Source organism: Streptomyces sp. YPW6 (genome assembly GCF_018866325.1).
Classification (GTDB): domain Bacteria; phylum Actinomycetota; class Actinomycetes; order Streptomycetales; family Streptomycetaceae; genus Streptomyces.
The window spans coordinates 661,754-684,509 of record NZ_CP076457.1 but is presented as its reverse complement, the minus strand read 5'-3'; the positions used below and the strand labels follow the sequence as shown (position 1 = coordinate 684,509).

Genomic DNA, 22,756 nt, shown 5'->3' with positions numbered 1-22,756 from the left:
GGTCACTGGCAACTCATGGCGGGCCGATGGCAGAAAAGGAGGGGTTTTCGTCATTGCGGCCATCGCCGCCCGCCGCCCAGGATGGCGGATGTGAAGCAGCGAACCGTCCTCGTCGTCCTCTTCGACGGCGTCCAGGGCCTCGACGTGACCGGCCCGATGGAGGTCTTCGCGGGCGCCTCCCGCTCGCCCGGGGTCTCCTACGACCTGCGGACCGCCTCCCTCGACGGCGGCCCGGTCCGGTCCACCAGCGGTCTGACCCTGGTGCCCGACAGCAGCCTCGCCGACGCGCCCGCGCCGCACACGCTGCTGGTGCCCGGAGGCGAGGGCACCCGGGGCGCGCAGCCGGAGCTGACCGGCTGGCTGCGGGAGCACGCGCCCCGCGCGGAGCGGCTGGTCTCCGTGTGCACCGGGGCGCTGCTGCTGGCGGAGGCGGGCCTGCTCGACGGGCACCGGGTCACCACCCATTGGAACCACTGCGAGCGGCTCGCCCGTGACCACCCGGCCGTCCGGGTCGACCCGGAGCCGATCTTCGTCCGGGACGGGCGGCTGGCCACCTCGGCCGGCGTCACCGCGGGAATCGACCTCGCCCTCGCGCTCGTCGAGGAGGACCACGGGCGGGAGCTCGCCCTGACCATCGCCCGCCACCTCGTGGTGTTCCTGCGCCGCCCCGGCAACCAGGCCCAGTTCAGCGCCCAGCTCAGCGCTCAGACCGCCCGGCGCGAACCCCTGCGCGAGGTCCAGCACTGGATCACCCGGCACCCGGACGCCGACCTCGGGGTCGACGCGCTCGCCGCCCGCGCCCGGCTCTCGCCCCGGCACTTCGCCCGCGCGTTCCGGGCGGAGACCGGGACGACCCCCGGGCGGTACGTCGAGAGGGTCCGCCTGGAGCACGCCCGCCGGCTCCTGGAGGACACCGCCGACGGTGTCGAGCAGGTCGCCCGTGCCAGCGGCTACGGCACTCCGGAGGCCATGCGCCGGGCCTTCCTGAAGACCCTCGCGACGGCGCCGGCCGAATACCGCCGCCGCTTCCGCACCCCCGCGTCCACCACCTGACCCCCACCGGCGCACAACGATCCACGCAGACCCGCACCGGCCATGCAGACCCGCACCGGCCGCGATGCCTGCCCGGCCATGCAACCCGCACCGACCGCGCATGCCCGCACCGGCCATGCAGACCCGCACCCGCCACGCAGGCCCGTCCCGACCCCGCGGACCCGCACCGACCCCGCGGACCCGCACCGACCGTGCCGGTTCCCACCGACCGTGCCGGTTCCCACCGGCCGTACCGAGAGGCAGCTCCCGTGCAGATCGCCATCGTGCTCTTCGACCGCTTTACCGCCCTGGACGCGGTCGGCCCCTACGAGATCCTCAGCCGGGCGCCCGGCGCCGAGACCGTCTTCGTCGCCGAGCGGCCCGGACCCGTCCGCAACGACAGCGGGAGCCTCGGGCTCGTCGCGGAGAAGACGCTCGCCGAGGTGAGCTCGCCCGACCTGGTGATCGTGCCGGGTGGCCCCGGCCAGAGCGACCAGATGGAGAACGAGGCCCTGCTCGGCTGGCTCCGGACGGTCGACGCCACCACGGCCTGGACCACCTCCGTCTGCACCGGCTCGCTCCTGCTGGCGGCGGCCGGACTCCTGAAGGGGCGGCGCGCCACATCGCACTGGCTGGCGCTGGAGGCGCTGAAGGAGTTCGGCGCCGCCCCCACGGGGGAGCGCGTGGTCCTCGACGGCAAGTACGTCACCGCCGCCGGGGTCTCCTCCGGTATCGACATGGGGCTGACCCTGCTCGGCCGGATCGCGGGCGACGACGCGGCGCGCTCGGTCCAGCTGCTCACGGAGTACGACCCGCAGCCGCCCTACGACTGCGGCTCGCCGGAGAAGGCCCCCGCGGCCCTCGTCCAGGAGTGGCGGACCAGGAGCCGCCACTCCTCCCGGTGAGGGCCGGAGGCGGACGGCGTCACCGGACAGGGGCCACGGCCCGTGCTCTCAGCGCGTGGACGCCGTGGTGTAGGTGAAGCGGGGCGCGCGCCGCTCCAGGAAAGCGGCGACGCCCTCCGCCGTGTCCGCGCTGCCGTGTGCCTCGGCGGCCCAGTGGGCGTCCCGGTCCGTCCGGCCCGCGGCGAACTCCTTCGCCGCGGCCTGGGTCAGCTGCGACCGGGACGCCAGCACCGCTGCGTACTCCTCGACCCGCTGCTCCAGCCCGCCCGGCGGCAGCACCTCGTCGACCAGGCCGGTGCGCAGCGCCCTTTCCGTGCCGATCAGCTCTCCCGAGAACAGCAGGTGCTTGGCCGTGGCCGGGCCGAGGAGGGCGACCAGCCGCCGGGTCGAGGACGCCGGGTAGACGATGCCGAGCTTGGCCGGGGTGACCCCGAAGGAGGCCCCCTCCTCCGCGAACCGCAGGTCGCAGGCGGCCGCGAGCTGGCTGCCGCCGCCCACGCAGTAACCGCGCACCGCCGCCAGCGTCGGCCGGGGGAACGCGGCGAGCGCCTCTTCGGCCGCCACCGCCAGGCCCTGCGCGGTGGCCGCGCTCTCCCGCAGCGTGGAGATGTCGGCCCCGGCGCAGAAGGTGCCCCCGGACCCGGTCAGTACCAGCACCCGGACCGCCGGATCGGCCGCCAGCCGTTCCAGCAGTTCCGGCAGGCTCCGCCACATCGCGGGGGTCATCGCGTTCCGTTTGGCGGGGTTCGCGATGACGACGGTGGCGACGCCGCGCTCGACGGACGTGATCAGGCGGGGTTCCGTGCGGTCCATGCGCCGGATGCTATCCCTGCGGTTCGAACCTATGATCAAGAAGGGGTCGCGAGACGGGCACGCACCGTGAGGAGCTGTCGATGAACGAACCCACCGCCGAGGGCAGGAAGCTCAGCCGCAGTTTCGGCTGGCTGGCGCTGCTCGGCACGCTGCTGGTGATCGCGGGCGTCATCGGCCTCGTCTACACCGGCGTGGCCACCCTCACCTCGATGCTGCTCTTCGGCTGGCTGCTGCTCGTCGGCGGTCTGGTGGGGCTGCTGCACGCGATCGAGTCGCGCGGCACCAGCTACTTCTGGCTGGGGGTGGTGGTCGCGGCCCTCAACATCGCCGCGGGCGTCGTCGTCATCAAGCATCCCGAGGGCACCGCCGAGGCGCTGACCATGTTCGCCGCCCTGCTCTTCCTGACCGGCGGCGTCTTCCGGCTCGTCGGCAGCGTCGTGGTGCGCGGCCCGCAGATGGGGTGGACCCTGCTGCAGGGCGCCTTCGGCCTGCTGCTGGGTCTTCTGGTGCTGTTCGACTGGCCGCACAGCAGCCTTTACGTGCTCGGCTGCTTCTTCTCGCTGGCCCTGCTGTTCGACGGACTCGGCCTGATCGCCATCGGCATCGGCGGCCGCCGTATCGTCAGCATGGTCTCGGAGCGGCTCGATGAAACGGCCCCGGCTGCGGACGAGCCGATCACGGCACCGGAGGACGAGCAGAAGTAGTCCCCTGGCTGCCGACAGCCAACAGGTTTGGTCGAATAGCGCCGATACCTGGCTACTTCCGGTCAGTGGCACGGTCCGGACCAAGCCATTCCCACACTCTTTACTCGACGGTCAGTGCAGTGCGAGTGAGAGCTGGTGCCGGACGATGGAGAGCCTCGGGAGTGCCCCTGCCGACCCCGTGTCGTACGAGGGGGTGTGGCGCTTCACCGCCCCCGCCGTGGAGGCGTCCGTGCCCGGCGCCCGGCACGCCGTACGTGATCTGCTCGGCCGGCAGGGGGTGCCGATCGAGGACGACATCCTCCAGGGACTTCTGCTGATCGTCTCGGAGCTGGTCACCAACGCCGTCAAGCACGCGGCGCTGCTCTCGCCCGAACTGGCCGTCGAGGTGGCCATCGGCGCCGACTGGGTCAGGGTCTCGGTGGAGGACAACCACCCCTACCGCCCGACCGCCCTGGAGACGGACTACGCGCAGACAGGCGGCCGGGGCCTGCTGCTGGTCAAGGTGGTCACCGCGGAGGCGGGCGGCACCTGCGACGTGGAGCACACCGCGAGCGGCGGGAAGATCATCTGGGCGGCGCTGCCGTTGAAGACGCAGCTCTGACCGCCGCCCCGCACGCGACCGCCCGGCCCCTGCACGCGCCCCGCGTCCTCCGCACGGCGCCCGCCCGGCCCCTCTTGCGCCACCGCCCGCGCCCCCGTACGGCGACGGCCCGGCCCCGTACGACCGCCAGACCCCCCGTACGGCGACCGCGCGGCCCTGCGCGGCCCCGCCCCGTGTAAGAACCCGCCAGGCCGCCCTCGTGCGCGACCGCCCGTCGCCCCCGTACGCGACCGGGCGGCGGCGGGTCACCAGCCCGCCGAGGGCCCCGTCAGCTCGCGGATCGCCGGCCGTGCCGCGTCCAGCACCGTCATGAACCACGCCGAGAACGGGTCGTCGGCGTGCCGCTTCTCCAGCTCGGCCGCCGTCACGAAGGCGGTCTCGCCGACCTCCTCGGGGTCCGGCTTCAGCGCCGCCTGCGCCATCCCCACGAACAGGTGGTTGAACTCCTGCTCCACCAGACCCGACGCCGGGTCCGGGTGGTTGTAGCGCACGGTGCCCGCCTCGGCCAGCAGCGACGGCGAGATGCCCAGCTCCTCGTACGTACGCCGGGCGGCGGCCGCGAACGGGGACTCGCCCGGGTAGGGGTGTCCGCAGCAGGTGTTCGACCAGACGCCGGGAGAGTGGTACTTGCCGAGTGCCCGGCGCTGGAGCAGCAGCCGCCCCTGCTCGTCGAAGAGGAACACGGAGAACGCGCGGTGCAGCTGTCCGGGGGCCTGGTGGGCCGCCAGCTTCTCCGCGGTGCCGATGGTGGTGCCGTTCTCGTCGACCAGTTCGAGCATGATCGCTTCTGCGGTGCCGTTCGACGAGCTGTGCGTCGCGGTGGCTGGTGTGGTCGGCATACCCATCCTTCGCTTTGGTCCCCGGCCTCGTGCGCCGGTGCCCCTGGAGTCCGGTCAAGTCTGCCGCACAAAAGCCGCTTGTCCGTACTTCGGGGCCGGGCATGTCCGTCCCGCCGTACCCTGCGCACGCGGCGGGACGGACGGGGCGTCAGACCCCGAAGGCCGCCGGATAACGGATCAGACCCGCCGGAACAGGAACGGAATCGTCCAGTACCAGGGCCATCATCGCCTCGTCCGGCACCTCGAAACCTGGCCGGATTCCGTAGCGTGAGGCCGGACCGAAACCGAAGCGCGCGTAGTACTCGGGATGACCGAGCACCAGCACCAGCGCCTCACCGCGCTCCCGGGCGGCCTCCAGCGCCGCCCGCACCACGGCCTGCCCCGCGCCCTGCCGCTGGTGCGCGGGGACCGTGGCCACCGGGGCCAGGGCGAGCGCCGGGGCGTCGCCGACCCGGCAGCGGGTCAGCAGCGCGTACGCCGCGAGCGACCCGTCGGACGCCTCGGCGACGTAACTCAGCTCCGGCAGCCACGCCTCGGGGTCGGCCCGCAGGGCGTCCACGAGGTCGGCCTCGTCCCGGGTGGGGAACGCGGCCGTGTTGACGCCGTGCACGGTGTCACGGTCCGCCGGGGCCTCCGGGCGGGTGGTCCATCGGGGCTCGGTGTGGTCGGTCACGGGGGAACCTTTTCGTGCGAGGGTCCGGGCGTGATCCGGGGAGCGACGGACCTGGCCCCGGACCCGGGGGACGGACGAGGAACCGGTGGGTGCGGCGCTCCCCGCGGCATCGGTCAATGACAGAGATGCGCCTCGTGCTCCGCGTGACCGCTCGGCTCCAGCTGGAACGTGCAGTGTTCCACGTCGAAGTGGTCACCGAGGCAGCCCTGCAGCTCGTGCAGCACCTTCTCGTGCCCTATCGAGTCGAGCATCTCCTGGCGCACCACCACATGGGCGGAGAGCACCGGCATCCCCGAGGTGATCGTCCACGCGTGCAGGTCGTGGACGTCCAGCACCCCGGGCAGGGCCGTGATGTGGGCCCGGACCTCCGCCATGTCGACCCCCTTGGGCGCGGCCTCCAGCAGCACGTTCAGGGTCTCCCGCAGGAGCTTCACCGTCCGGGGGACGATCATCAGGCCGATCACCAGTGAGGCGATCGGGTCCGCCGCCTGCCAGCCCGTCGCCATGATGATCCCCGCCGAGACGATCACGGCGATCGAGCCCAGGGTGTCGGCCATCACCTCCAGGTAGGCGCCCCGCACGTTCAGGCTCTCCTTCTGCCCGCGCATCAGCAGGGAGAGGGAGACGACGTTGGCCACCAGGCCGACCGCGGCGAACGCGATGGCGAGGCCGCCCTTCGTCTCGGCCGGAGTGATGAACCGCTCCACCGCCTCGTAGATCAGATAGGCCCCGACGCCGAGCAGCAGCAGGCAGTTGGCGAGCGCGGCCAGGATCTCGGCGCGGGCGAAACCGAAGGTGCGGTTCGCGGCGGCCGGGCGGTTGGCGAAGTGGATGGCGAGCAGCGCCATCCCGAGCCCCAGCGCGTCGGTGGCCATGTGGGCGGCGTCCGCGATCAGCGCGAGCGAGTCGGAGAGCACCCCGCCGACGATCTCCATGACCATCACGCTCAGGGTGATCCCCAGGGCGATCCGGAGCCTTCCCCGGTGCGCGGCGGCCGCCGTCCCGGTCGGGGGCGGCCCGCCGTGCGTGTGCCCGTGATCGTGGCCAGCCCCCATGCGAAACGCCTCCAGGTCTGTGGGTCGGGCCGGGGAGAATCACCCCGGTCAGGCCCAGTGAACTACGGGTGGGGGGTATCCGGCAACACGGGACTGAACACCGTTGTCATCTGCTCTGACCTGCGGAAACGTTCCGCAGGTCAGCGGGGCGACACGATCGGACACCCGCCTCGCGGAGACGGTCAGGGGCGCCGCGGCGCGCGGGCCCCGGGGTGGTGCAGGCACCAGCCCGCCCAGGCCGACTCGACCATCTCGCGCACACCCCGCCGGGCCGTCCAGCCCAGCTCCCCGGTGATCCGCGCGGCCGACGCCACCGCCTTCGGCGCGTCGCCGGCCCGGCGCGGCTCGACCACCGGCTTCAGGTCGCTCCCCGTCACCTCGCCGATCACGTCGGCGAGCTCCCGCACCGAGACGCCCTCGCCCCGGCCCACGTTCAGCGTCAGATCGCCCGCGCCCGTCTCGTCCAGCCGCCGCGCGACCGCGAGGTGCGCCTCCGCCAGATCGGCGACGTGGATGTAGTCGCGGATGCAGGTGCCGTCCGGTGTCGGGTAGTCGTCGCCGAAGATCCGGGGGGCCTCGCCGTGCGTCAGCCGCTCGAACATCATCGGCACGATGTTGAAGACCCCGGTGTCCGCGAGCTCCGGAGCGGCCGCGCCCGCCACGTTGAAGTACCGCAGGCAGGCGGTCGAGAGCCCGTGCGCCTTGCCGGCGGCCCGCACCAGCCACTCACCGGTGAGCTTCGTCTCGCCGTACGGGTTGATGGGGTTGCAGGGCGTCTCCTCCGTGATGAGATCCACGTCCGGTACGCCGTAGACGGCCGCCGAGGACGAGAAGAGGAAGCGCCGCACCCCCGCCGCGACCACGGCCTCCAGCAGGACCGCCAGTCCCGCGACGTTCTCCCGGTAGTACAGCAGCGGCTTCTCCACGGACTCGCCGACCTGCTTCTTCGCCGCGAGGTGCACCACACCGCTCACCGCGTGACCGGCCAGCACCCGGTCCAGCAGGGCCCGGTCGGAGGCGGAGCCCTCCACCAGCGTGACGGCCTCGGGCAGCCGCTCGGTGACGCCGCTGGAACGGTCGTCCAGCACCACGACCCGCTCGCCCGCCGCGACCATGGCCCGCGCCACGTGTGCCCCGATGTAACCCGCCCCACCTGTGATCAGCCATGTCATGACCGCCAGCCTAAGCGCCTGCCCGCACGGCGTTCCCGCCGCCCGCCCCACGGGTTTGTGGGCCGGGCCCCCGATCGATGATGATGATCGCGAACGGCGCCCGACGGCGCAGGCCCACCCGAACGGCGCACAAACGGGTGGTGAACTCGGTCTTCCGTTCATCCGATAGCCTCAGCCGACACGCCGCCGGCCCGCCATGTGGCGGTGCCCCCGTGTGTCGTCCACGTCAGTGCCAAGGAGTGAGTTCGTCTGTCGACCGCCATCCTCACCGGTACGCCGGTACCCGGGTCGTCGCTCGCGGACGACCTGCGCTCCCTGGGCTTCGACGTGCAGAGTGCCGCCGACGCCGGTGACGCCGCGGCCCTGCTCGCCGCCGTTCCGGCCGGCCGCCGGGTCGCCCTCGTCGATCCGCGGTTCGTCGGCCACGTCCACGCACTGCGGCTCGGACTGACCGACCCGCGCTTCGCCGCCGCGACCGTGCCCGGTGCGCTCACCGCCCGGCCCGAGGCGCGCGGCGCCCTGCTGCGCGCGCTCCGGCGCACCACGGCCGCCGTCGGCGCCGGCGCCCCCGTCGTCGCTCCGGACACCGACCCGGCACCGGAGGACCGCACCGTCCCCGGCCGGATCGCCGTGGCCCTGGAAGCCGAGGGCACCGCCGTCAAGCGCCCCGAACTGGGCTCGCTCACCGCCACCGTTCCCACCGACGCCGGAGCGCGGGCGGACGCCGAGAGCGCCCGCGACGCGGTCGACGACGAGGCGATCCGGCTGCGCAGCGCGGTGAAGGCCCACGACGGCTTCTTCACCACCTTCGCCATCAGCCCGTACTCGCGCTACCTCGCCCGCTGGTGCGCCCGCCGGGGCCTCACCCCGAACCAGGTCACCACCGCCTCCCTGATCACCGCGCTCGTCGCGGCGGGCGCGGCGGCCACCGGAACCCGCGGCGGCTACGTCGCCGCCGGGATCCTGCTGCTGGTCTCCTTCGTGCTGGACTGCACCGACGGGCAGCTCGCCCGCTACTCACTCCAGTACTCCACGATGGGCGCCTGGCTGGACGCCACCTTCGACCGGGCCAAGGAGTACGCCTACTACGCCGGCCTCGCCCTCGGCGCCGTGCGCGGCGGCGACGACGTGTGGGTGCTCGCGCTCGGCGCGATGATCCTCCAGTCCTGCCGCCATGTCGTGGACTTCTCGTTCAACGAGGCCAACCACGACGCGGTCCCCAACACCAGCCCCACCGCCGCCCTCTCCGACAAGCTCGACAGCGTCGGCTGGACGGTCTGGGCGCGCCGGATGATCGTGCTGCCGATCGGCGAGCGCTGGGCCATGATCGCGGTGCTCACCGCGCTCACCACCCCCCGTATCGTCTTCTACGCCCTGCTCGTCGGCTGCGCGCTCGCCGCCTGCTACACCACGGCGGGCCGCCTGCTGCGTTCGCTGACCCGCCGCGCCGAGCGCACCGACCGCGCCGCCCGGGCGCTTGCGGACCTCGCCGACTCCGGCCCCCTCGCCCAGGGCGTGGCCGCCGTCGCCCCCGGACTCCGGGGGGCGTTCACGGCCCCGGTCGTGGCCCTGCTCGGGACGCTCGCCATGATCGGCTGCGCTCTCCTCCTCCCGTACGGCAGCCTGCTCACCGTCGCCGCGGCCGCGGTGTACGTCGTCCTCTCCGGCCTCGCCGTCGCCCGCCCGCTCACGGGCGCGCTCGACTGGCTGGTGCCGCCGTTCTTCCGGGCGGGGGAGTACGTGACGATCCTCGTCCTGGCGGCCCGCAGCGACGTCCCGCACGCCGTTCCGGCGGCCTTCGGGCTCGTCTCGGCCGTCGCCTACCATCACTACGACACGGTGTACCGCATCCGCGGAGGCACCGGCGCGCCGCCCCAGTGGCTGGTGCGGACGATCGGTGGGCACGAGGGCCGTACCGCGCTGGTGGCCGTCCTCGCCGCCGTACTCACCCACACCTCAGGTTTCACCACGGCCCTGACCGCACTCGCGGTCGCCGTGGCTCTGGTGGTGCTCGTGGAGTCCATCCGCTTCTGGGTGTCCTCCTCGGCGCCCGCCGTACACGACGAAGGAGAACTCGCATGATCGGCCTCGTACTGGCAGCCGGTGCAGGACGACGTCTGCGCCCCTACACGGACACGCTCCCCAAGGCGCTCGTCCCTGTCGACGGCGACAAGACGGTCCTCGACCTCACGCTGGCCAACTTCGCCGAGGTCGGACTCACCGAGGTCGCGATCGTCGTCGGCTACCGCAAGGAAGCCGTCTACGCCCGCAAGGCCGAGCTGGAGGCGACCTACGGCCTCAGCCTCACGCTGATCGACAACGACAAGGCCGAGGAGTGGAACAACGCCTACTCCCTGTGGTGCGCCCGTGACGTCATCAAGCGCGGTGTGATCCTCGCCAACGGCGACACCGTGCACCCGGTCTCCGTCGAGAAGACCCTCCTGGACGCCCGCGGCAAGGGCCAGAAGATCATCCTCGCCCTGGACACCGAGAAGGTGCTCGCCGACGAGGAGATGAAGGTCATCACCGAGGAGGGCAAGGGCGTCCAGCGCATCACCAAGCTGATGGACCCGGCCACCGCGACCGGTGAGTACATCGGCGTCACCCTGATCGAGGGCGAGGCCGCCGAGGAGCTGGCGGACGCGCTGAAGACCACCTTCGAGCGCGACCCCGACCTCTACTACGAGGACGGCTACCAGGAGCTCGTGAACCGCGGCTTCACCGTCGACGTGGCCCCCATCGGCACCGTGACCTGGGTCGAGATCGACAACCACGACGACCTGAAGAAGGGCCGGGAGATCGCGTGCCAGTACTGACCCGGCTCATTCCGTCCCCGGTCGTCGTCGACATCCGACGCGGCGCCATGGACGATCTGGCGGGTCTCCTGGCCGATCAGCGGATCTCCTCCTCGGGCAAGCTCGCCATCGCGATCAGCGACGGCTCCGGGCGCGCCCTGAAGGAGCGGCTCGCCCCGGTCCTGCCGGGCGCCGACTGGTATCCGGTCTCCGACGGCACGATCGACTCCGCGGTGAGGCTCGCCGACGGCATCAAGGGCAACCGGTACGACGCCGTGGTGGGCCTCGGCGGCGGCAAGATCATCGACGTGGCCAAGTACGCCGCGGCGCGGGTCGGGCTGCCCCTGGTCGCCGTCGCGACGAACCTCTCGCACGACGGCCTGTGCTCGCCGGTCGCCACCCTGGACAACGACAACGGGCGCGGCTCCTACGGGGTCCCCACCCCGATCGCCGTGGTCATCGACCTCGATGTGATCCGTGAGGCGCCCGCCCGTTACGTCCGCTCCGGCATCGGTGACGCGATCTCGAACATCTCCTGCGTCGCCGACTGGGAGCTGGCCCACGAGGTCAACGGCGAGGAGATCGACGGGCTCGCGGCCGCGATGGCCCGCCAGGCCGGCGAGGCCGTGCTGCGCCACCCGGGCGGCGTCGGCGACGACGCCTTCCTCAAGGTGCTCGCCGAGGGGCTCGTGCTGACGGGCATCTCGATGTCGGTCGCGGGCGACTCGCGTCCGGCGTCCGGCGCCTGCCACGAGATCAACCACGCCTTCGACCTGCTCCACCCCCAGCGCGCGGCCAGCCACGGCGAACAGGTCGGCCTCGGCGCCTGTTTCGCCATGCATCTGCGCGGTGCCCGCCAGGAGTCCCTCCTGATGGCATCGATACTGCGCCGCCACGGTCTGCCGGTCCTGCCGGAGGAGATCGGGTTCAGCGTCGACGAGTTCGTCGAGGCCGTCGACTACGCGCCGCAGACGCGTCCGGGACGCTTCACGGTCCTGGAGCACCTCAACCTGTCCACCGACCAGATCAGGGACGCGTACGCCGACTATGCGACGACCATCCGTAGCTGAACTCCGCCCGGTCGTGCACCCCCCGGGGGTGAAGGACCGGCGAAGCGGCGAGCACTGGGCCGGGCGCATGTACATGCGCGAGGTCTCGCTGCGCGTGGACCGCTACCTGGTCAACACCCGCGTCACGCCGAACCAGGTCACGTACGTCATGACGCTGGCCGGAGCCCTGGCCGCCCCGGCGCTGCTGGTGCCGGGCGTCTGGGGCGCCGTGCTCGGCGTCGTGATGGTCCAGCTCTACCTGCTCTTCGACTGCGTGGACGGCGAGCTGGCCCGCTGGAAGAAGCAGTACTCCCTCAGCGGGGTCTACCTGGACCGGGTCGCCGCCTATCTGTGCGACGCGGCGGTGCTGGTGGGCCTCGGCCTGCGGGCCGCCGACATCTGGGGCGAGGGCCGGACCGACTGGCTCTGGGCGTTCCTCGGGACGCTCGCCGCGCTCGGCGCGATCCTGATCAAGGCCGAGACGGACCTGGTGGGAGTGGCCCGTCACCAGGGCGGGCTGCCCCCGGTGAAGGAAGCGGCCTCCGAGCCGCGCTCCTCCGGGATGGCGCTGGCCCGCAAGGCCGCCGCCGCGCTCAAGTTCCACCGGCTGATCCTCGGCATCGAGGCATCCCTGGTGATCCTCGTGGTCGCCGTCGTGGACGCGATCGGGGGCGACCTCTTCTACACCCGCCTGACCGTGGCGGTCATGGCCGGCATCGCGCTGCTGCAGACCCTGCTGCACCTGGTGTCCGTCCTGGCGTCCAGCAGGCTGAAGTGACCCCTCCCCTGAAACTGGGCGCGGTGATCATCACCATGGGCAACCGCCCGGACGAGCTCCGCGCCCTCCTCGATTCGGTCACCGCCCAGCACGGTGACCGGATCGAGGTCGTGGTCGTCGGCAACGGCGCCCCGGTCCCCGACGTGCCCGCCGGGGTGCGCACGGTGGAACTGCCCGAGAACCTGGGCATCCCCGGCGGCCGCAACGTCGGCATCGAGGCGTTCGGCCCCTGCGGGGCGGACGTGGACGCGCTCCTCTTCCTGGACGACGACGGGCTGCTCCCGAACCGGGACACCGCCGAGCTGTGCCGGCAGGCCTTCGAGGCGGACCCGAGGCTCGGGATCGTCACCTTCCGCATCGCCGACCCGGACACCGGCGTCACCCAGCGGCGGCACGTGCCCCGGCTGCGGGCCGCCGACCCGATGCGCTCCTCGCGCGTCACGACGTTCCTCGGCGGTGCCAACGCCGTACGCACCAAGGTCATCGCCGAGGTCGGCCCGCTGCCCGAGGACTTCTTCTACGCCCACGAGGAGACGGACCTCGCCTGGCGGGCGCTGGACGCGGGCTGGATGATCGACTACCGGGCCGACATGGTGCTGAACCACCCCACCACCGCCCCTTCCCGGCACGCGGTCTACCACCGTATGGTCGCCCGCAACCGGGTCTGGCTCGCCCGCCGGAACCTGCCCGCCCCGCTGGTCCCCCTCTACACGGGGGTCTGGCTGCTGCTGACCCTGGTCAGGCGCCCGTCCCGACCGGCGCTCGCGGCATGGTTCGGCGGATTCCGGGAGGGATGGACGGCGCCTTGCGGAACCCGGCGTCCGATGAAGTGGCGTACGGTGTGGCGGCTGACGAGGCTGGGCCGACCTCCGGTCATCTGAGACGCTTTCCTCTGAGAGCATGAGGCGTATTTTCTTTCCGGAACCTGTCCGCCTGAGCCGCGCCCGCGACTGGCTGCGCGTGAAGACGAGAGTTTCAACTTGTGAGTGACACGACCCACGACGGTGGGGTGGCCCTCGGGACCCCGCCGTCCGCCGACGAGGGCCTCGACGCGGCCCAGCTGGCTGCCAAGTACGGCCTGACCGTGAGCGGGGCCCGGCCGGGGCTGTTCGCGTACATGCGACAGCTCTGGGGCCGACGCCACTTCATCCTGGCCTTCTCCCGCGCGAAGCTGACCGCCCAGTACAGCCAGGCCAAGCTCGGCCAGCTGTGGCAAGTGGTCACGCCCCTGCTGAACGCCTGTGTCTATTACCTGATCTTCGGCCTGATCCTGGGGACCAGGGAGGGGATTCCCCACGACGTCTTCGTGCCGTTCCTGGTCACCGGCGTCTTCGTCTTCACCTTCACCCAGAGCTCGGTGATGGCGGGTGTCCGGTCGATCTCCGGCAACCTCGGCCTGGTCCGGGCCCTCCACTTCCCCCGGGCCTCGCTGCCCATCTCCTTCTCGCTCCAGCAGCTCCAGCAGCTGCTCTTCTCGATGATCGTGCTGGTCGCGGTCGCCGTGATCTTCGGCAGCTACCCCTCGCTGTCGTGGCTCCTGGTGATCCCGGCCCTGCTGCTCCAGTTCGTCTTCAACACCGGCCTGGCCCTCGTCATGGCGCGGCTCGGCGCCAAGACCCCCGACCTCGCCCAGCTGATGCCCTTCGTCATGCGCACCTGGATGTACGCCTCGGGCGTCATGTTCTCCATCCCGGTGATGCTGAAGGACAAGCCGCAGTGGATCGCGGACGTGCTCCAGTACAACCCGGCGGCGATCTACATGGACCTGGTCCGCTTCGCCATGATCGACGGGTACGGCTCCGAGAACCTCCCCGACCACGTCTGGGCCGTCGGCCTGGGCTGGGCGGTGCTGCTGGGCGTCGTGGGATTCGTGTACTTCTGGAAGGCGGAGGAGCGGTACGGCCGTGGCTGACGACAACGCGCAGGGGCGCATCCCCACGGTGATCGCCGACGACGTGCACATCGTGTACCGAGTCAACGGCACGGGCGGCGGCCGGGGCAGCGCGACGGCCGCGCTGAGCCGCATGGTGCGGCGCGGCAAGGGGGAGCCGCGCGGCGTCCGGAAGGTGCACGCCGTACGCGGTGTCTCCTTCACCGCCTACCGCGGCGAGGCCATCGGCCTCATCGGCACCAACGGCTCCGGCAAGTCGACCCTGCTGCGGGCCATCGCGGGACTGCTGCCGACCGAATCCGGCCATGTCTACACCGACGGCCAGCCCTCGCTGCTCGGCGTGAACGCGGCCCTGATGAGCGACCTCACCGGCGAGCGCAACGTGGTGCTGGGCGGTCTGGCCATGGGGATGACCCAGGCCGAGATCCGCTCGCGCTACCAGGAGATCGTCGACTTCTCCGGGATCAACGAGAAGGGCGACTTCATCACCCTGCCGATGCGGACCTACTCCTCCGGCATGGCGGCCCGGCTGCGCTTCTCGATCGCCGCGGCCAAGAACCACGACGTCCTCATGATCGACGAGGCGCTGGCCACCGGTGACCGCAAGTTCCGCGTCCGCTCCGAGGAGCGGATCCGCGAGCTGCGCAAGGAGGCGGGAACGGTGTTCCTGGTCAGCCACAACAACAAGTCGATCAGGGACACCTGCGACCGTGCGCTCTGGCTGGAGAAGGGCGAGCTGCTCATGGACGGCCCCACCGAGGAGGTCCTCAAGGCCTACGAGCGCGAGACGGGGAAGTAACCCCAGGACCTGACCGGTCACCGCGTGGCCCCCGCCGGATCCGTCCGACGGGGGCCACGCGGTGCCTGACGCCGGGCAGACCCTCCGCAGTAGCGGCCCGGGGGGCGATCTCCTCCCGGCGGATGACGTCAAGTCAGCCGGGCCCGGGGAAGGTTGACGGGGACGGCCGGGGCGTGGAGGCGGGCGCTCCACCCCGCCGATCCGCGGTGGGCTGTACGACGTAAGCTGGAGCGGTGCTGATTCATGGCAAGTAGGGCGATACGCCGCGGCACCGACGCTCTGCCGCAGTGCACTCGGAAGACTGAGCGGCGTGTCCGAAAAGGGTTGTTTTGGGTCAGCAGTGTAGAACGGGAGATGTGACGGCAATGACGGAAGATCTCCAGCTCCGACGTGGTTTCGCCGTCCCCGCGCCGGGCGGTCCCCAGTGACCCCGACCCCTGCGGCGCACACCGGCGACGCTACCCTCGGCAAGGCCGCGGACGAGAACTTCCCCGTGGCTCCCTTCTTCCTGCCCCGCGCCTGGCGCGGCGACCTGATGGCGGTCTACGGATTCGCCCGGCTCGTCGACGACATCGGCGACGGCGACCTCGCCCCCGGCGGCGGGGACGCCCGCAGCCTCGGCCTGGAGCCGGAGCAGGGCGACGACCGCCTCGCCCTGCTCGACGCGCTGGAGACCGACCTCCGCCGGGTCTTCGCCACCACCGGCGAGGAGCCGCGCCACCCCCTGCTGCGCGACCTGCGCCCCACCGTGCGGCGCCGCGCGCTCACCCCCGACCCCTTCCTCGGCCTGATCGAGGCGAACCGCCAGGACCAGAAGGTCCGCCGCTACGGCACCTACGCCGAGCTCGCCGCCTACTGCGAGCTCTCCGCGAACCCCGTCGGCCGCCTGGTCCTCGCCCTCACCGGCACCACCAGCCCCGAACGTGTCCGCCGCTCCGACGCGGTCTGCACCGCACTCCAGATCGTCGAGCACCTCCAGGACGTCGCCGAGGACCTGGCACGCGACCGGATCTATCTCCCCGCCGAGGACATGGAACGCTTCCGGGTCACCGAAGCCGACCTGGCCGCGCCCTCCGCCGGAGCCTCCGTCCGCGCCCTGATCGCGTACGAGGCCCAGCGCGCGAGCGACCTGCTGGACGCGGGCCCCCCGCTGGTGGGCAGCGTCGACGGCAGGCTGAAACTGCTCCTCGCCGGATTCGTCGGGGGCGGCCGCAGCGCGCTCACGGCGATCGCGGCCGCCGGGTTCGACGTCCTGCCCGGACCGCCCAGGGCCACCAAGCCCAGCCTGCTGCGTGAAGTGGGAACCGTCTTGCGAAGAGCACGTGGAGAGAGGTGAGCCGGACCGTGGAGGGACAGACGACGTACATGTCGCCGCCGGTGCAGGCCGCATACCGTTACTGCGAAGCGGTCACCGGACAGCAGGCCCGCAACTTCGCCTACGGCATCAGGCTGCTGCCGTACGAGAAGCGGCAGGCCATGTCGGCGCTGTACGCCTTCTCCCGTCGGGTCGACGACATCGGCGACGGAGAACTGGACGCCGGCACCAAGCGGACTCGGCTGGAGAGCACCCGCGAGCTGCTGGACCGGGTCCGGCACGGCAAGGTCGAGGAGGACGACACCGACCCGGTGGCCGTCGCGCTCGCCGACGCCGCCCGCCGCTTCCCGCTCCCGCTCGGCGGACTCGACGAGCTGATCGACGGCGTCCTGATGGACGTGCGGGGTGCGACCTACGAGACCTGGGACGACCTCAAGGCCTACTGCCGATGTGTCGCGGGAGCCATCGGGCGCCTCAGCCTCGGCGTCTTCGGCACCGCGCCGGGCGCCCGCGGGGCCGAGCGCGCCGCGGAGTACGCCGACACCCTCGGCCTCGCCCTCCAGCTCACCAACATCCTGCGCGACGTCCGCGAGGACGCGGGCAACGGGCGCACCTACCTCCCCGCCGACGACCTGGCCAAGTTCGGCTGCTCGGCAGGGTTCCACCGGACCACCCCGCCCCCCGGCGCCGACTTCGCCGGCCTCGTCCACTTCGAGGTCCGCCGCGCCCGCGCCCTGTTCGCCGAGGGCTACCGGCTGCTGCCGATGCTCGACCGCCGCAGCGGCGCCTGCGTCGCCGCGATGGCCGGGATCTACCGCCGCCTCCTCGACCGGATCGAGCGCGACCCCGAAGCCGTCCTGCGCGGCCGCGTCTCCCTGCCCGGTCACGAGAAGGCCTACGTCGCGGTGCGCGGCCTGTCCGGTCTGGACGCCCGCCACGTCACGCGGCTCACCACCCGGGGGCGGGCCTGATGCGGCCGTGCGGCGCCGGCGCCGAGGCAACCCTCCGGTGGCCCGCCGCGTCACCCACTGCGACGATCTGCAGGGTGAGGACCCGGCGTACGGCCACGACCCGGCGGGAGGGGCAGGCATGAGCGACGACAGCCCGCGCCCCGTCGGCGTCGTCGTCGGCGGTGGCCTCGCCGGAGTGACGGCGGCGCTCCGCCTCGCCGACGCCGGACTCGACGTGACCCTCCTGGAAGGCCGGCCCCGCCTCGGCGGCCTCGCCTTCTCCTTCCAGCGCGGCGACCTCACCGTCGACAACGGCCAGCACGTCTACCTGCGCTGCTGTACCGGCTACCGCTGGTTCCTCGACCGCATCGACGCCGCCCACCTGGCCCCGCTCCAGGACCGCCTCGACGTGCCCGTGCTGGACGTCGGCCGGGCCGCCGGGCCGCGCCTGGGACGGATCCGCCGCACCGCCCTGCCCGTACCGCTGCACCTGGCGGGCGGCCTCGCCGCCTATCCGCACCTCTCGCTCGCCGAGAAGGCGGCCGTGGGCCGGGCCGCCCTGGCGCTCGGCCGCCTGGACCCCGCCGACCCCGAGCTGGACCGGACCGACTTCGCCACCTGGCTGCGCCGGCACGGCCAGTCCGAGCGTGCCATCGAGGCCCTGTGGGATCTCGTCGGCGTCGCCACCCTCAACGCCACCGCCCCGGACGCCTCGATGGCGCTCGCGGCGAAGGTGTTCAAGACCGGCCTGCTCTCCGACCCCGGCGCCGCCGACATCGGCTGGGCCGGCGTCCCGCTCGGCGACCTGCACGACACTCTCGCCCGCAAGGCCCTGGACACCGCGGGCGTCCGCACCGAGCTGCGCGCCAAGGCCGGCTCCCTCACCCGCACCGAGGACGGTCGCTGGAGCGTCGAGAGCGCGGGGGAGCGGATCACCGCCGACACCGTCGTGCTGGCCGTGCCGCAGACCGAGACCCACGCACTGCTGCCCGCGGGCGCGCTGGACGAACCGGCCCTGCTGCTCGACATCGCATGCGCCCCCATCCTCAACGTCCACGTCGTCTACGACCGCACAGTGCTGCGCAGGCCGTTCTTCGCCGCGATCGGCTCCCCGGTCCAGTGGGTCTTCGACCGCACCCACTCCTCGGGCCTGACGGGCCCCGGGCAGTATCTGGCCGTCTCGCAGTCGGCCGCCCAGGCCGAGATCGACCTTCCCGTCGCCGAACTGCGCTCCCGCTACCTGCCCGAGCTGGAGCGCCTCCTGCCCGCCGCCCGCGGTGCGGGCATCCGCGACTTCTTCGTCACCCGGGAGCGCACCGCCACCTTCGCCCCCGCCCCGGGCGTCGGGCGGCTGCGCCCCGGCCCCCGCACCCGGCTGCCCGGCCTCCAGCTGGCCGGAGCCTGGACCGACACCGGCTGGCCCGCGACGATGGAGGGTGCCGTGCGCAGCGGCGCCGCCGCCGCCGACGCGGCCCTCCACGACCTCGGCCGCCCCCCAGGACATCCGCTGATGGAGGCGGCATGAGCAGTACCACCGGAACAAGAGGAGAGTCTGTGACCCCGGCGAATCCGGCTTTCGACACCGTGGCCGACACCGCGGACGTCACCGCGCTTCTGGAGCGCGGACGAGCCCTGTCAGCGCCGGTCCTGCGGGCTGCCGTGGACCGGCTCGCGCCGCCCATGGACACCGTCGCCGCCTACCACTTCGGCTGGATCGACGCCGAGGGACGGCCCTCGGACGGCGACGGCGGCAAGGCCGTGCGCCCCGCGCTCGCCCTGCTGTCCGCCGAGGCGGCGGGCGCCCCGGCCGAGGCCGGCATCCCCGGCGCCGTGGCCGTCGAACTCGTGCACAACTTCTCGCTGCTGCACGACGACCTGATGGACGGCGACGAACAGCGCCGCCACCGCGACACCGTGTGGAAGGTGCACGGCCCCGCCCAGGCGATCCTGGTCGGTGACGCGCTCTTCGCCCTCGCCTACGACCTGCTGCTGGAGCTCGGCACGGTCGAGGCGGGCCGCGCGGCCCGCCGGCTGACCACCGCCACCCGCAAGCTCATCGACGGGCAGGCCCAGGACATCTCCTACGAGCACCGCGAGCGGGTCACCGTCGAGGAGTGCCTGGAGATGGAGGGCAACAAGACCGGCGCCCTGCTGGCCTGCGCCGTCTCCATCGGCGCGGTGCTCGGCGGCGCCGACGACCGTACCGCCGACACCCTGGAGGCGTACGGCTACCACCTCGGCCTCGCCTTCCAGGCCGTCGACGACCTGCTCGGCATCTGGGGCGACCCGGAGTCCACCGGCAAGCAGACCTGGAGCGACCTGCGCCAGCGCAAGAAGTCCCTGCCGGTCGTCGCGGCGCTCGCCGCGGGCGGCGAGGCGTCCCGGCGCCTCGGCGAACTGCTCGCCGCCGACGCCAAGAGCAACGACTTCGACAGCTTCTCCGAAGAGGAGTTCGCCGCCCGTGCGGCGCTCATCGAGGAGGCGGGCGGCCGCGAGTGGACCGCCCGGGAAGCCCGGCGCCAGCACGCGGTCGCCATCGAGGCGCTGCACGCCGTCGACATGCCCCACCGGGTGCGGGAGCAGCTCACCGAGCTCGCCGACTTCGTGGTGGTACGAAAGAGATGACCACTCTCTCCATATGACTCGCAGTCGCCGGCCGGCGCCCTCACCGGGGCGCCGGCCGACGGAGACCCCAGCACAGCAGAGAACCGACTGCACGTAAGGGGAAGCTCATGACAGCGACGACCGACGGATCGGCCGGGGCCGCGAACATCGCCGGGGCCCCCGACGCCGGTCCGGCCGACACGAGAACCGCCGCCGACGATGTCACCGGCATCGCGCGGCGGGCCGCGGAACGCTCCGTGGAGCACCTCCTCGGCAGACAGGACGAGCAGGGCTGGTGGAAGGGAGACCTCGCCACCAACGTCACGATGGACGCCGAGGACCTGCTCCTGCGCCAGTTCCTCGGCATCCAGGACCCCGGGACCACGCGGGCCGCCGCCCTCTTCATCCGCGGCGAACAGCTCGGCGACGGCACCTGGAACACCTTCTACGGCGGACCCGGCGACCTCTCCGCCACGATCGAGGCGTACGTCGCCCTGCGGCTGGCCGGGGACCGACCCGACGAACCGCACATGGCCCGCGCCTCCGGCTGGATCCGGGAACAGGGCGGCATCGCCGCCGCCCGTGTCTTCACCCGCATCTGGCTGGCCCTGTTCGGCTGGTGGAAATGGGACGACCTCCCCGAACTCCCGCCCGAGCTGATGTTCTTCCCCAAGTGGGTCCCGCTCAACATCTACGACTTCGGCTGCTGGGCCCGGCAGACCATCGTGCCGCTCACCATCGTCTCCGCGAAGCGCCCCGTGCGCCCCGCGCCCTTCGCCCTGGACGAGCTGCACACCGACCCGGGCCGCCCCAACCCGCCCAGGAAGCTTGCCCCGCCCACCCGTTGGGACGGGCTCTTCCAGCGCCTCGACAAGGGGCTGCACCTCTACCACAAGGTCGCCCCGCGCCCGCTGCGCCGCATCGCGATGAACGTGGCCGCCCGGTGGATCATCGAACGCCAGGAGAACGACGGCTGCTGGGGCGGGATCCAGCCCCCGGCCGTCTACTCGATCATCGCCCTGCACCTCCTCGGCTACGACCTCGACCACCCGGTGATGAAGGCCGGCCTGGCCTCGCTCGACCGGTTCGCCGTCCACCGCGAGGACGGCGCCCGGATGATCGAGGCCTGCCAGTCGCCCGTCTGGGACACCTGCCTCGCCACCATCGCCCTCGCCGACGCCGGGCTGAGACCCGACCACCCCGCCCTGGTGAAGGCCGCCGACTGGATGCTGGCCGAGGAGATCACCCGGCCCGGCGACTGGTCGATCCGCAAGCCCGAACTCGCCCCGGGAGGATGGGCGTTCGAGTTCCACAACGACAACTACCCGGACATCGACGACACCGCCGAAGTCGTCCTGGCACTGCGCCGGGTGCGCCACCCCGACCCCGCACGGCTGGAGGCCGCCATCGCCCGCGGGGTCCGCTGGAACCTCGGGATGCAGTCCCGCAACGGGGCCTGGGGCGCGTTCGACGCCGACAACACCAGCCCCTTCCCCAACCGGCTGCCCTTCTGCGACTTCGGCGAGGTCATCGACCCCCCGTCGGCCGACGTCACCGGGCATGTCGTCGAGATGCTCGCCGTCGAGGGGCTCGCCGGCCACCCCCGTACCCGCGAGGGCATCGAGTGGCTGCTCGCCGAACAGGAGGCGTGCGGCGCCTGGTTCGGCCGCTGGGGCGTCAACTACGTCTACGGCACCGGGTCCGTGGTGCCCGCCCTGGTCACCGCCGGACTGCCCGTGGGGCACCCCGCGATCCGGCGGGCCGTCGCCTGGCTGGAGTCCGTCCAGAACGACGACGGCGGCTGGGGCGAGGATCTGCGCTCCTACCAGGAGGAGAAGTGGATCGGGCACGGTGAGTCCACCGCGTCCCAGACCGCCTGGGCACTGCTGGCCCTCCTCGCCGCGGGCCGCCGGGACACCGCCTCCGTGACCCGGGGCGTCACCTGGCTGACCGAGGCGCAGCAGGCCGACGGCTCCTGGGACGAGCCGTATTTCACCGGCACCGGATTCCCCTGGGACTTCTCGATCAACTACCACCTCTACCGCCAGGTCTTCCCCCTCACCGCACTCGGGCGCTACGTCCACGGAGACCCGTTCGCGGACCGCGCGGGCGCCGCCGAGGGGGCCTGATGGGCGGTCCGCGAGGGCCGGGGAGCCCCGTGACGCCGCTGCTGGTCGCCTGCGCCCTGGGCATCGAGCAGGTGGCGCTGCGCAGCGGCAGGGGCGCCCCGGGCCCGGTCCGGGTCCTGCGCACCGGCATGGGGCCCCGGGCGGCGGAGGCGGCCGTGGCACGCCTGCTGGCCCCCGGCGGGGTCCCCGACGCCGCCGTGATCGCCTCCGGTTTCTGCGCCGGACTCGCCCCGGGCATGCACCCCGGGGACCTCGTCGTCGCCGAGGAGACCCGGGACGCGGACGGCACCACCCCCTGCACGGGCACCGGCGTCCTGGTGGCCGCCCTCACCCGCGCGCTCCCCGGCCGCAGGGTCCACACCGGCCCCCTCACCGGCTCCGACCACGTCGTACGCGGTCCCGAGCGGGCCGAGCTGCGGGCGAGCGGGGCCATCGCCGTCGACATGGAGTCCGCCGCGACACTGCGTACCGCCCTGTGCCACGGACCACGCCCGGTTGCGGCCGTCCGGGTGGTCGTGGACGCTCCAGAGCATGAGCTCGTCCGTATCGGCACGGTCCGCGGTGGAATATCGGCGTTCCGCGTCCTTCGTGCCGTCCTTCCGGCCTTTTGTGAATGGCACCGATCGTTACTGCTCCCCAGGAGGTGAGCCAG

At 72.6% G+C, this 22,756-nt stretch carries 21 protein-coding genes and 1 pseudogene; 17 read left to right on the top strand and 5 right to left on the bottom strand.

Annotated features, from left to right (window positions below; translation table 11 throughout):
- Positions 1-81: 81 nt before the first annotated feature.
- The gene (locus KME66_RS03085) at positions 82-1,053 is read left to right on the top strand and encodes a GlxA family transcriptional regulator (RefSeq protein WP_216318623.1); all 972 of its coding nucleotides are present in this window, start codon (positions 82-84) and stop codon (positions 1,051-1,053) included.
- A gap of 248 nt (positions 1,054-1,301) precedes the next feature.
- Positions 1,302-1,937, top strand: coding sequence for a DJ-1/PfpI family protein (locus KME66_RS03080; RefSeq protein ID WP_216318620.1), 636 nt, complete (start codon positions 1,302-1,304; stop codon positions 1,935-1,937).
- Positions 1,938-1,985: 48 nt separating this feature from the next.
- Here the strand turns inward: KME66_RS03080 and KME66_RS03075 are convergent, their stop codons facing one another.
- A complete protein-coding gene (locus KME66_RS03075) occupies positions 1,986-2,750 on the bottom strand; it encodes an enoyl-CoA hydratase-related protein (RefSeq protein WP_073226446.1) in 765 nt (254 codons plus the stop codon).
- 80 nt (positions 2,751-2,830) lie between these two features.
- Between KME66_RS03075 and KME66_RS03070 the strand changes: the two genes are divergently transcribed.
- Positions 2,831-3,454: an HdeD family acid-resistance protein gene (locus KME66_RS03070; protein WP_073226443.1), complete on the top strand. Its 624-nt coding sequence runs from the start codon at positions 2,831-2,833 to the stop codon at positions 3,452-3,454.
- A gap of 145 nt (positions 3,455-3,599) precedes the next feature.
- Positions 3,600-4,055: an ATP-binding protein gene (locus KME66_RS03065; RefSeq protein ID WP_073226440.1), complete on the top strand. Its 456-nt coding sequence runs from the start codon at positions 3,600-3,602 to the stop codon at positions 4,053-4,055.
- A 245-nt stretch (positions 4,056-4,300) separates the two neighbouring features.
- Here the strand turns inward: KME66_RS03065 and idi are convergent, their stop codons facing one another.
- The 4 genes and pseudogenes from idi to galE all read right to left on the bottom strand — a co-directional run bounded on the left by idi (position 4,301) and on the right by galE (position 7,794).
- Positions 4,301-4,894 carry an isopentenyl-diphosphate Delta-isomerase gene (gene idi, locus KME66_RS03060; RefSeq protein WP_073226435.1) on the bottom strand — a complete coding sequence of 198 codons (594 nt, stop codon included), beginning with the start codon at positions 4,892-4,894 and terminating at the stop codon, positions 4,301-4,303.
- A gap of 148 nt (positions 4,895-5,042) precedes the next feature.
- Positions 5,043-5,552, bottom strand: a pseudogene (locus tag KME66_RS03055) (GNAT family N-acetyltransferase); the annotation flags it as partial.
- A gap of 128 nt (positions 5,553-5,680) precedes the next feature.
- A complete protein-coding gene (locus KME66_RS03050; RefSeq protein ID WP_073226427.1) occupies positions 5,681-6,622 on the bottom strand; it encodes a cation diffusion facilitator family transporter in 942 nt (313 codons plus the stop codon).
- 182 nt (positions 6,623-6,804) lie between these two features.
- A complete protein-coding gene (galE, locus tag KME66_RS03045; protein WP_216318613.1) occupies positions 6,805-7,794 on the bottom strand; it encodes a UDP-glucose 4-epimerase GalE in 990 nt (329 codons plus the stop codon).
- Positions 7,795-8,121: 327 nt separating this feature from the next.
- Between galE and KME66_RS03040 the strand changes: the two genes are divergently transcribed.
- From KME66_RS03040 to KME66_RS02980, 13 genes are all read left to right on the top strand, one after another.
- Positions 8,122-9,876, top strand: a complete 1,755-nt coding sequence (locus KME66_RS03040) for a DUF5941 domain-containing protein (protein ID WP_216318610.1) — start codon at positions 8,122-8,124, stop codon at positions 9,874-9,876.
- Positions 9,873-10,610, top strand: coding sequence for a sugar phosphate nucleotidyltransferase (locus tag KME66_RS03035; protein WP_073226416.1), 738 nt, complete (start codon positions 9,873-9,875; stop codon positions 10,608-10,610). Before KME66_RS03040 ends, KME66_RS03035 begins: the two co-directional genes overlap by 4 nt.
- Positions 10,598-11,659, top strand: coding sequence for an iron-containing alcohol dehydrogenase family protein (locus KME66_RS03030; protein WP_073226412.1), 1,062 nt, complete (start codon positions 10,598-10,600; stop codon positions 11,657-11,659). Before KME66_RS03035 ends, KME66_RS03030 begins: the two co-directional genes overlap by 13 nt.
- Entirely contained in the window at positions 11,637-12,416 is a 780-nt protein-coding gene (locus tag KME66_RS03025) for a CDP-alcohol phosphatidyltransferase family protein (protein WP_216318608.1), read from the top strand. The genes KME66_RS03030 and KME66_RS03025 overlap by 23 nt, the downstream gene beginning before the upstream one ends.
- An 8-nt stretch (positions 12,417-12,424) precedes the next feature.
- On the top strand, positions 12,425-13,297 hold the full coding sequence (locus KME66_RS03020) for a glycosyltransferase (protein WP_178379124.1): 873 nt from the start codon (positions 12,425-12,427) through the stop codon (positions 13,295-13,297).
- Between the two features lie 101 nt (positions 13,298-13,398).
- Positions 13,399-14,328, top strand: coding sequence for an ABC transporter permease (locus KME66_RS03015; protein WP_073226402.1), 930 nt, complete (start codon positions 13,399-13,401; stop codon positions 14,326-14,328).
- Positions 14,321-15,106: an ABC transporter ATP-binding protein gene (locus KME66_RS03010; protein WP_073226398.1), complete on the top strand. Its 786-nt coding sequence runs from the start codon at positions 14,321-14,323 to the stop codon at positions 15,104-15,106. Before KME66_RS03015 ends, KME66_RS03010 begins: the two co-directional genes overlap by 8 nt.
- 424 nt (positions 15,107-15,530) lie before the next feature.
- Positions 15,531-16,442, top strand: a complete 912-nt coding sequence (hpnC, locus tag KME66_RS03005) for a squalene synthase HpnC (protein ID WP_216318604.1) — start codon at positions 15,531-15,533, stop codon at positions 16,440-16,442.
- A gap of 8 nt (positions 16,443-16,450) precedes the next feature.
- Entirely contained in the window at positions 16,451-17,392 is a 942-nt protein-coding gene (hpnD, locus tag KME66_RS03000; RefSeq protein ID WP_073223886.1) for a presqualene diphosphate synthase HpnD, read from the top strand.
- 118 nt (positions 17,393-17,510) lie between these two features.
- On the top strand, positions 17,511-18,896 hold the full coding sequence (hpnE, locus tag KME66_RS02995) for a hydroxysqualene dehydroxylase HpnE (protein WP_216318601.1): 1,386 nt from the start codon (positions 17,511-17,513) through the stop codon (positions 18,894-18,896).
- Positions 18,893-19,996 carry a polyprenyl synthetase family protein gene (locus KME66_RS02990; protein ID WP_178379052.1) on the top strand — a complete coding sequence of 368 codons (1,104 nt, stop codon included), beginning with the start codon at positions 18,893-18,895 and terminating at the stop codon, positions 19,994-19,996. Before hpnE ends, KME66_RS02990 begins: the two co-directional genes overlap by 4 nt.
- A 107-nt stretch (positions 19,997-20,103) precedes the next feature.
- On the top strand, positions 20,104-22,104 hold the full coding sequence (gene shc, locus KME66_RS02985) for a squalene--hopene cyclase (RefSeq protein WP_216318598.1): 2,001 nt from the start codon (positions 20,104-20,106) through the stop codon (positions 22,102-22,104).
- A complete protein-coding gene (locus KME66_RS02980; protein ID WP_216318595.1) occupies positions 22,104-22,751 on the top strand; it encodes a 1-hydroxy-2-methyl-2-butenyl 4-diphosphate reductase in 648 nt (215 codons plus the stop codon). Before shc ends, KME66_RS02980 begins: the two co-directional genes overlap by 1 nt.
- The last annotated feature ends 5 nt before the right edge of the window (positions 22,752-22,756 follow it).

Coding starts and splice junctions, on each gene's coding strand:
- KME66_RS03065 (WP_073226440.1), top strand. CDS start 3,600: ATGGAGAGCCTCGGGAGTGCCCCTGCCGACCCCGTGTCGTACGAGGGG.
- KME66_RS03050 (WP_073226427.1), bottom strand. CDS start 6,622: ATGGGGGCTGGCCACGATCACGGGCACACGCACGGCGGGCCGCCCCCG.
- KME66_RS03035 (WP_073226416.1), top strand. CDS start 9,873: ATGATCGGCCTCGTACTGGCAGCCGGTGCAGGACGACGTCTGCGCCCC.
- KME66_RS03075 (WP_073226446.1), bottom strand. CDS start 2,750: ATGGACCGCACGGAACCCCGCCTGATCACGTCCGTCGAGCGCGGCGTC.
- KME66_RS02980 (WP_216318595.1), top strand. CDS start 22,104: ATGGGCGGTCCGCGAGGGCCGGGGAGCCCCGTGACGCCGCTGCTGGTC.
- KME66_RS03025 (WP_216318608.1), top strand. CDS start 11,637: ATGCGACGACCATCCGTAGCTGAACTCCGCCCGGTCGTGCACCCCCCG.
- KME66_RS03070 (WP_073226443.1), top strand. CDS start 2,831: ATGAACGAACCCACCGCCGAGGGCAGGAAGCTCAGCCGCAGTTTCGGC.
- shc (WP_216318598.1), top strand. CDS start 20,104: ATGACAGCGACGACCGACGGATCGGCCGGGGCCGCGAACATCGCCGGG.
- hpnE (WP_216318601.1), top strand. CDS start 17,511: ATGAGCGACGACAGCCCGCGCCCCGTCGGCGTCGTCGTCGGCGGTGGC.
- KME66_RS03085 (WP_216318623.1), top strand. CDS start 82: ATGGCGGATGTGAAGCAGCGAACCGTCCTCGTCGTCCTCTTCGACGGC.
- KME66_RS02990 (WP_178379052.1), top strand. CDS start 18,893: ATGAGCAGTACCACCGGAACAAGAGGAGAGTCTGTGACCCCGGCGAAT.
- galE (WP_216318613.1), bottom strand. CDS start 7,794: ATGACATGGCTGATCACAGGTGGGGCGGGTTACATCGGGGCACACGTG.
- idi (WP_073226435.1), bottom strand. CDS start 4,894: ATGCCGACCACACCAGCCACCGCGACGCACAGCTCGTCGAACGGCACC.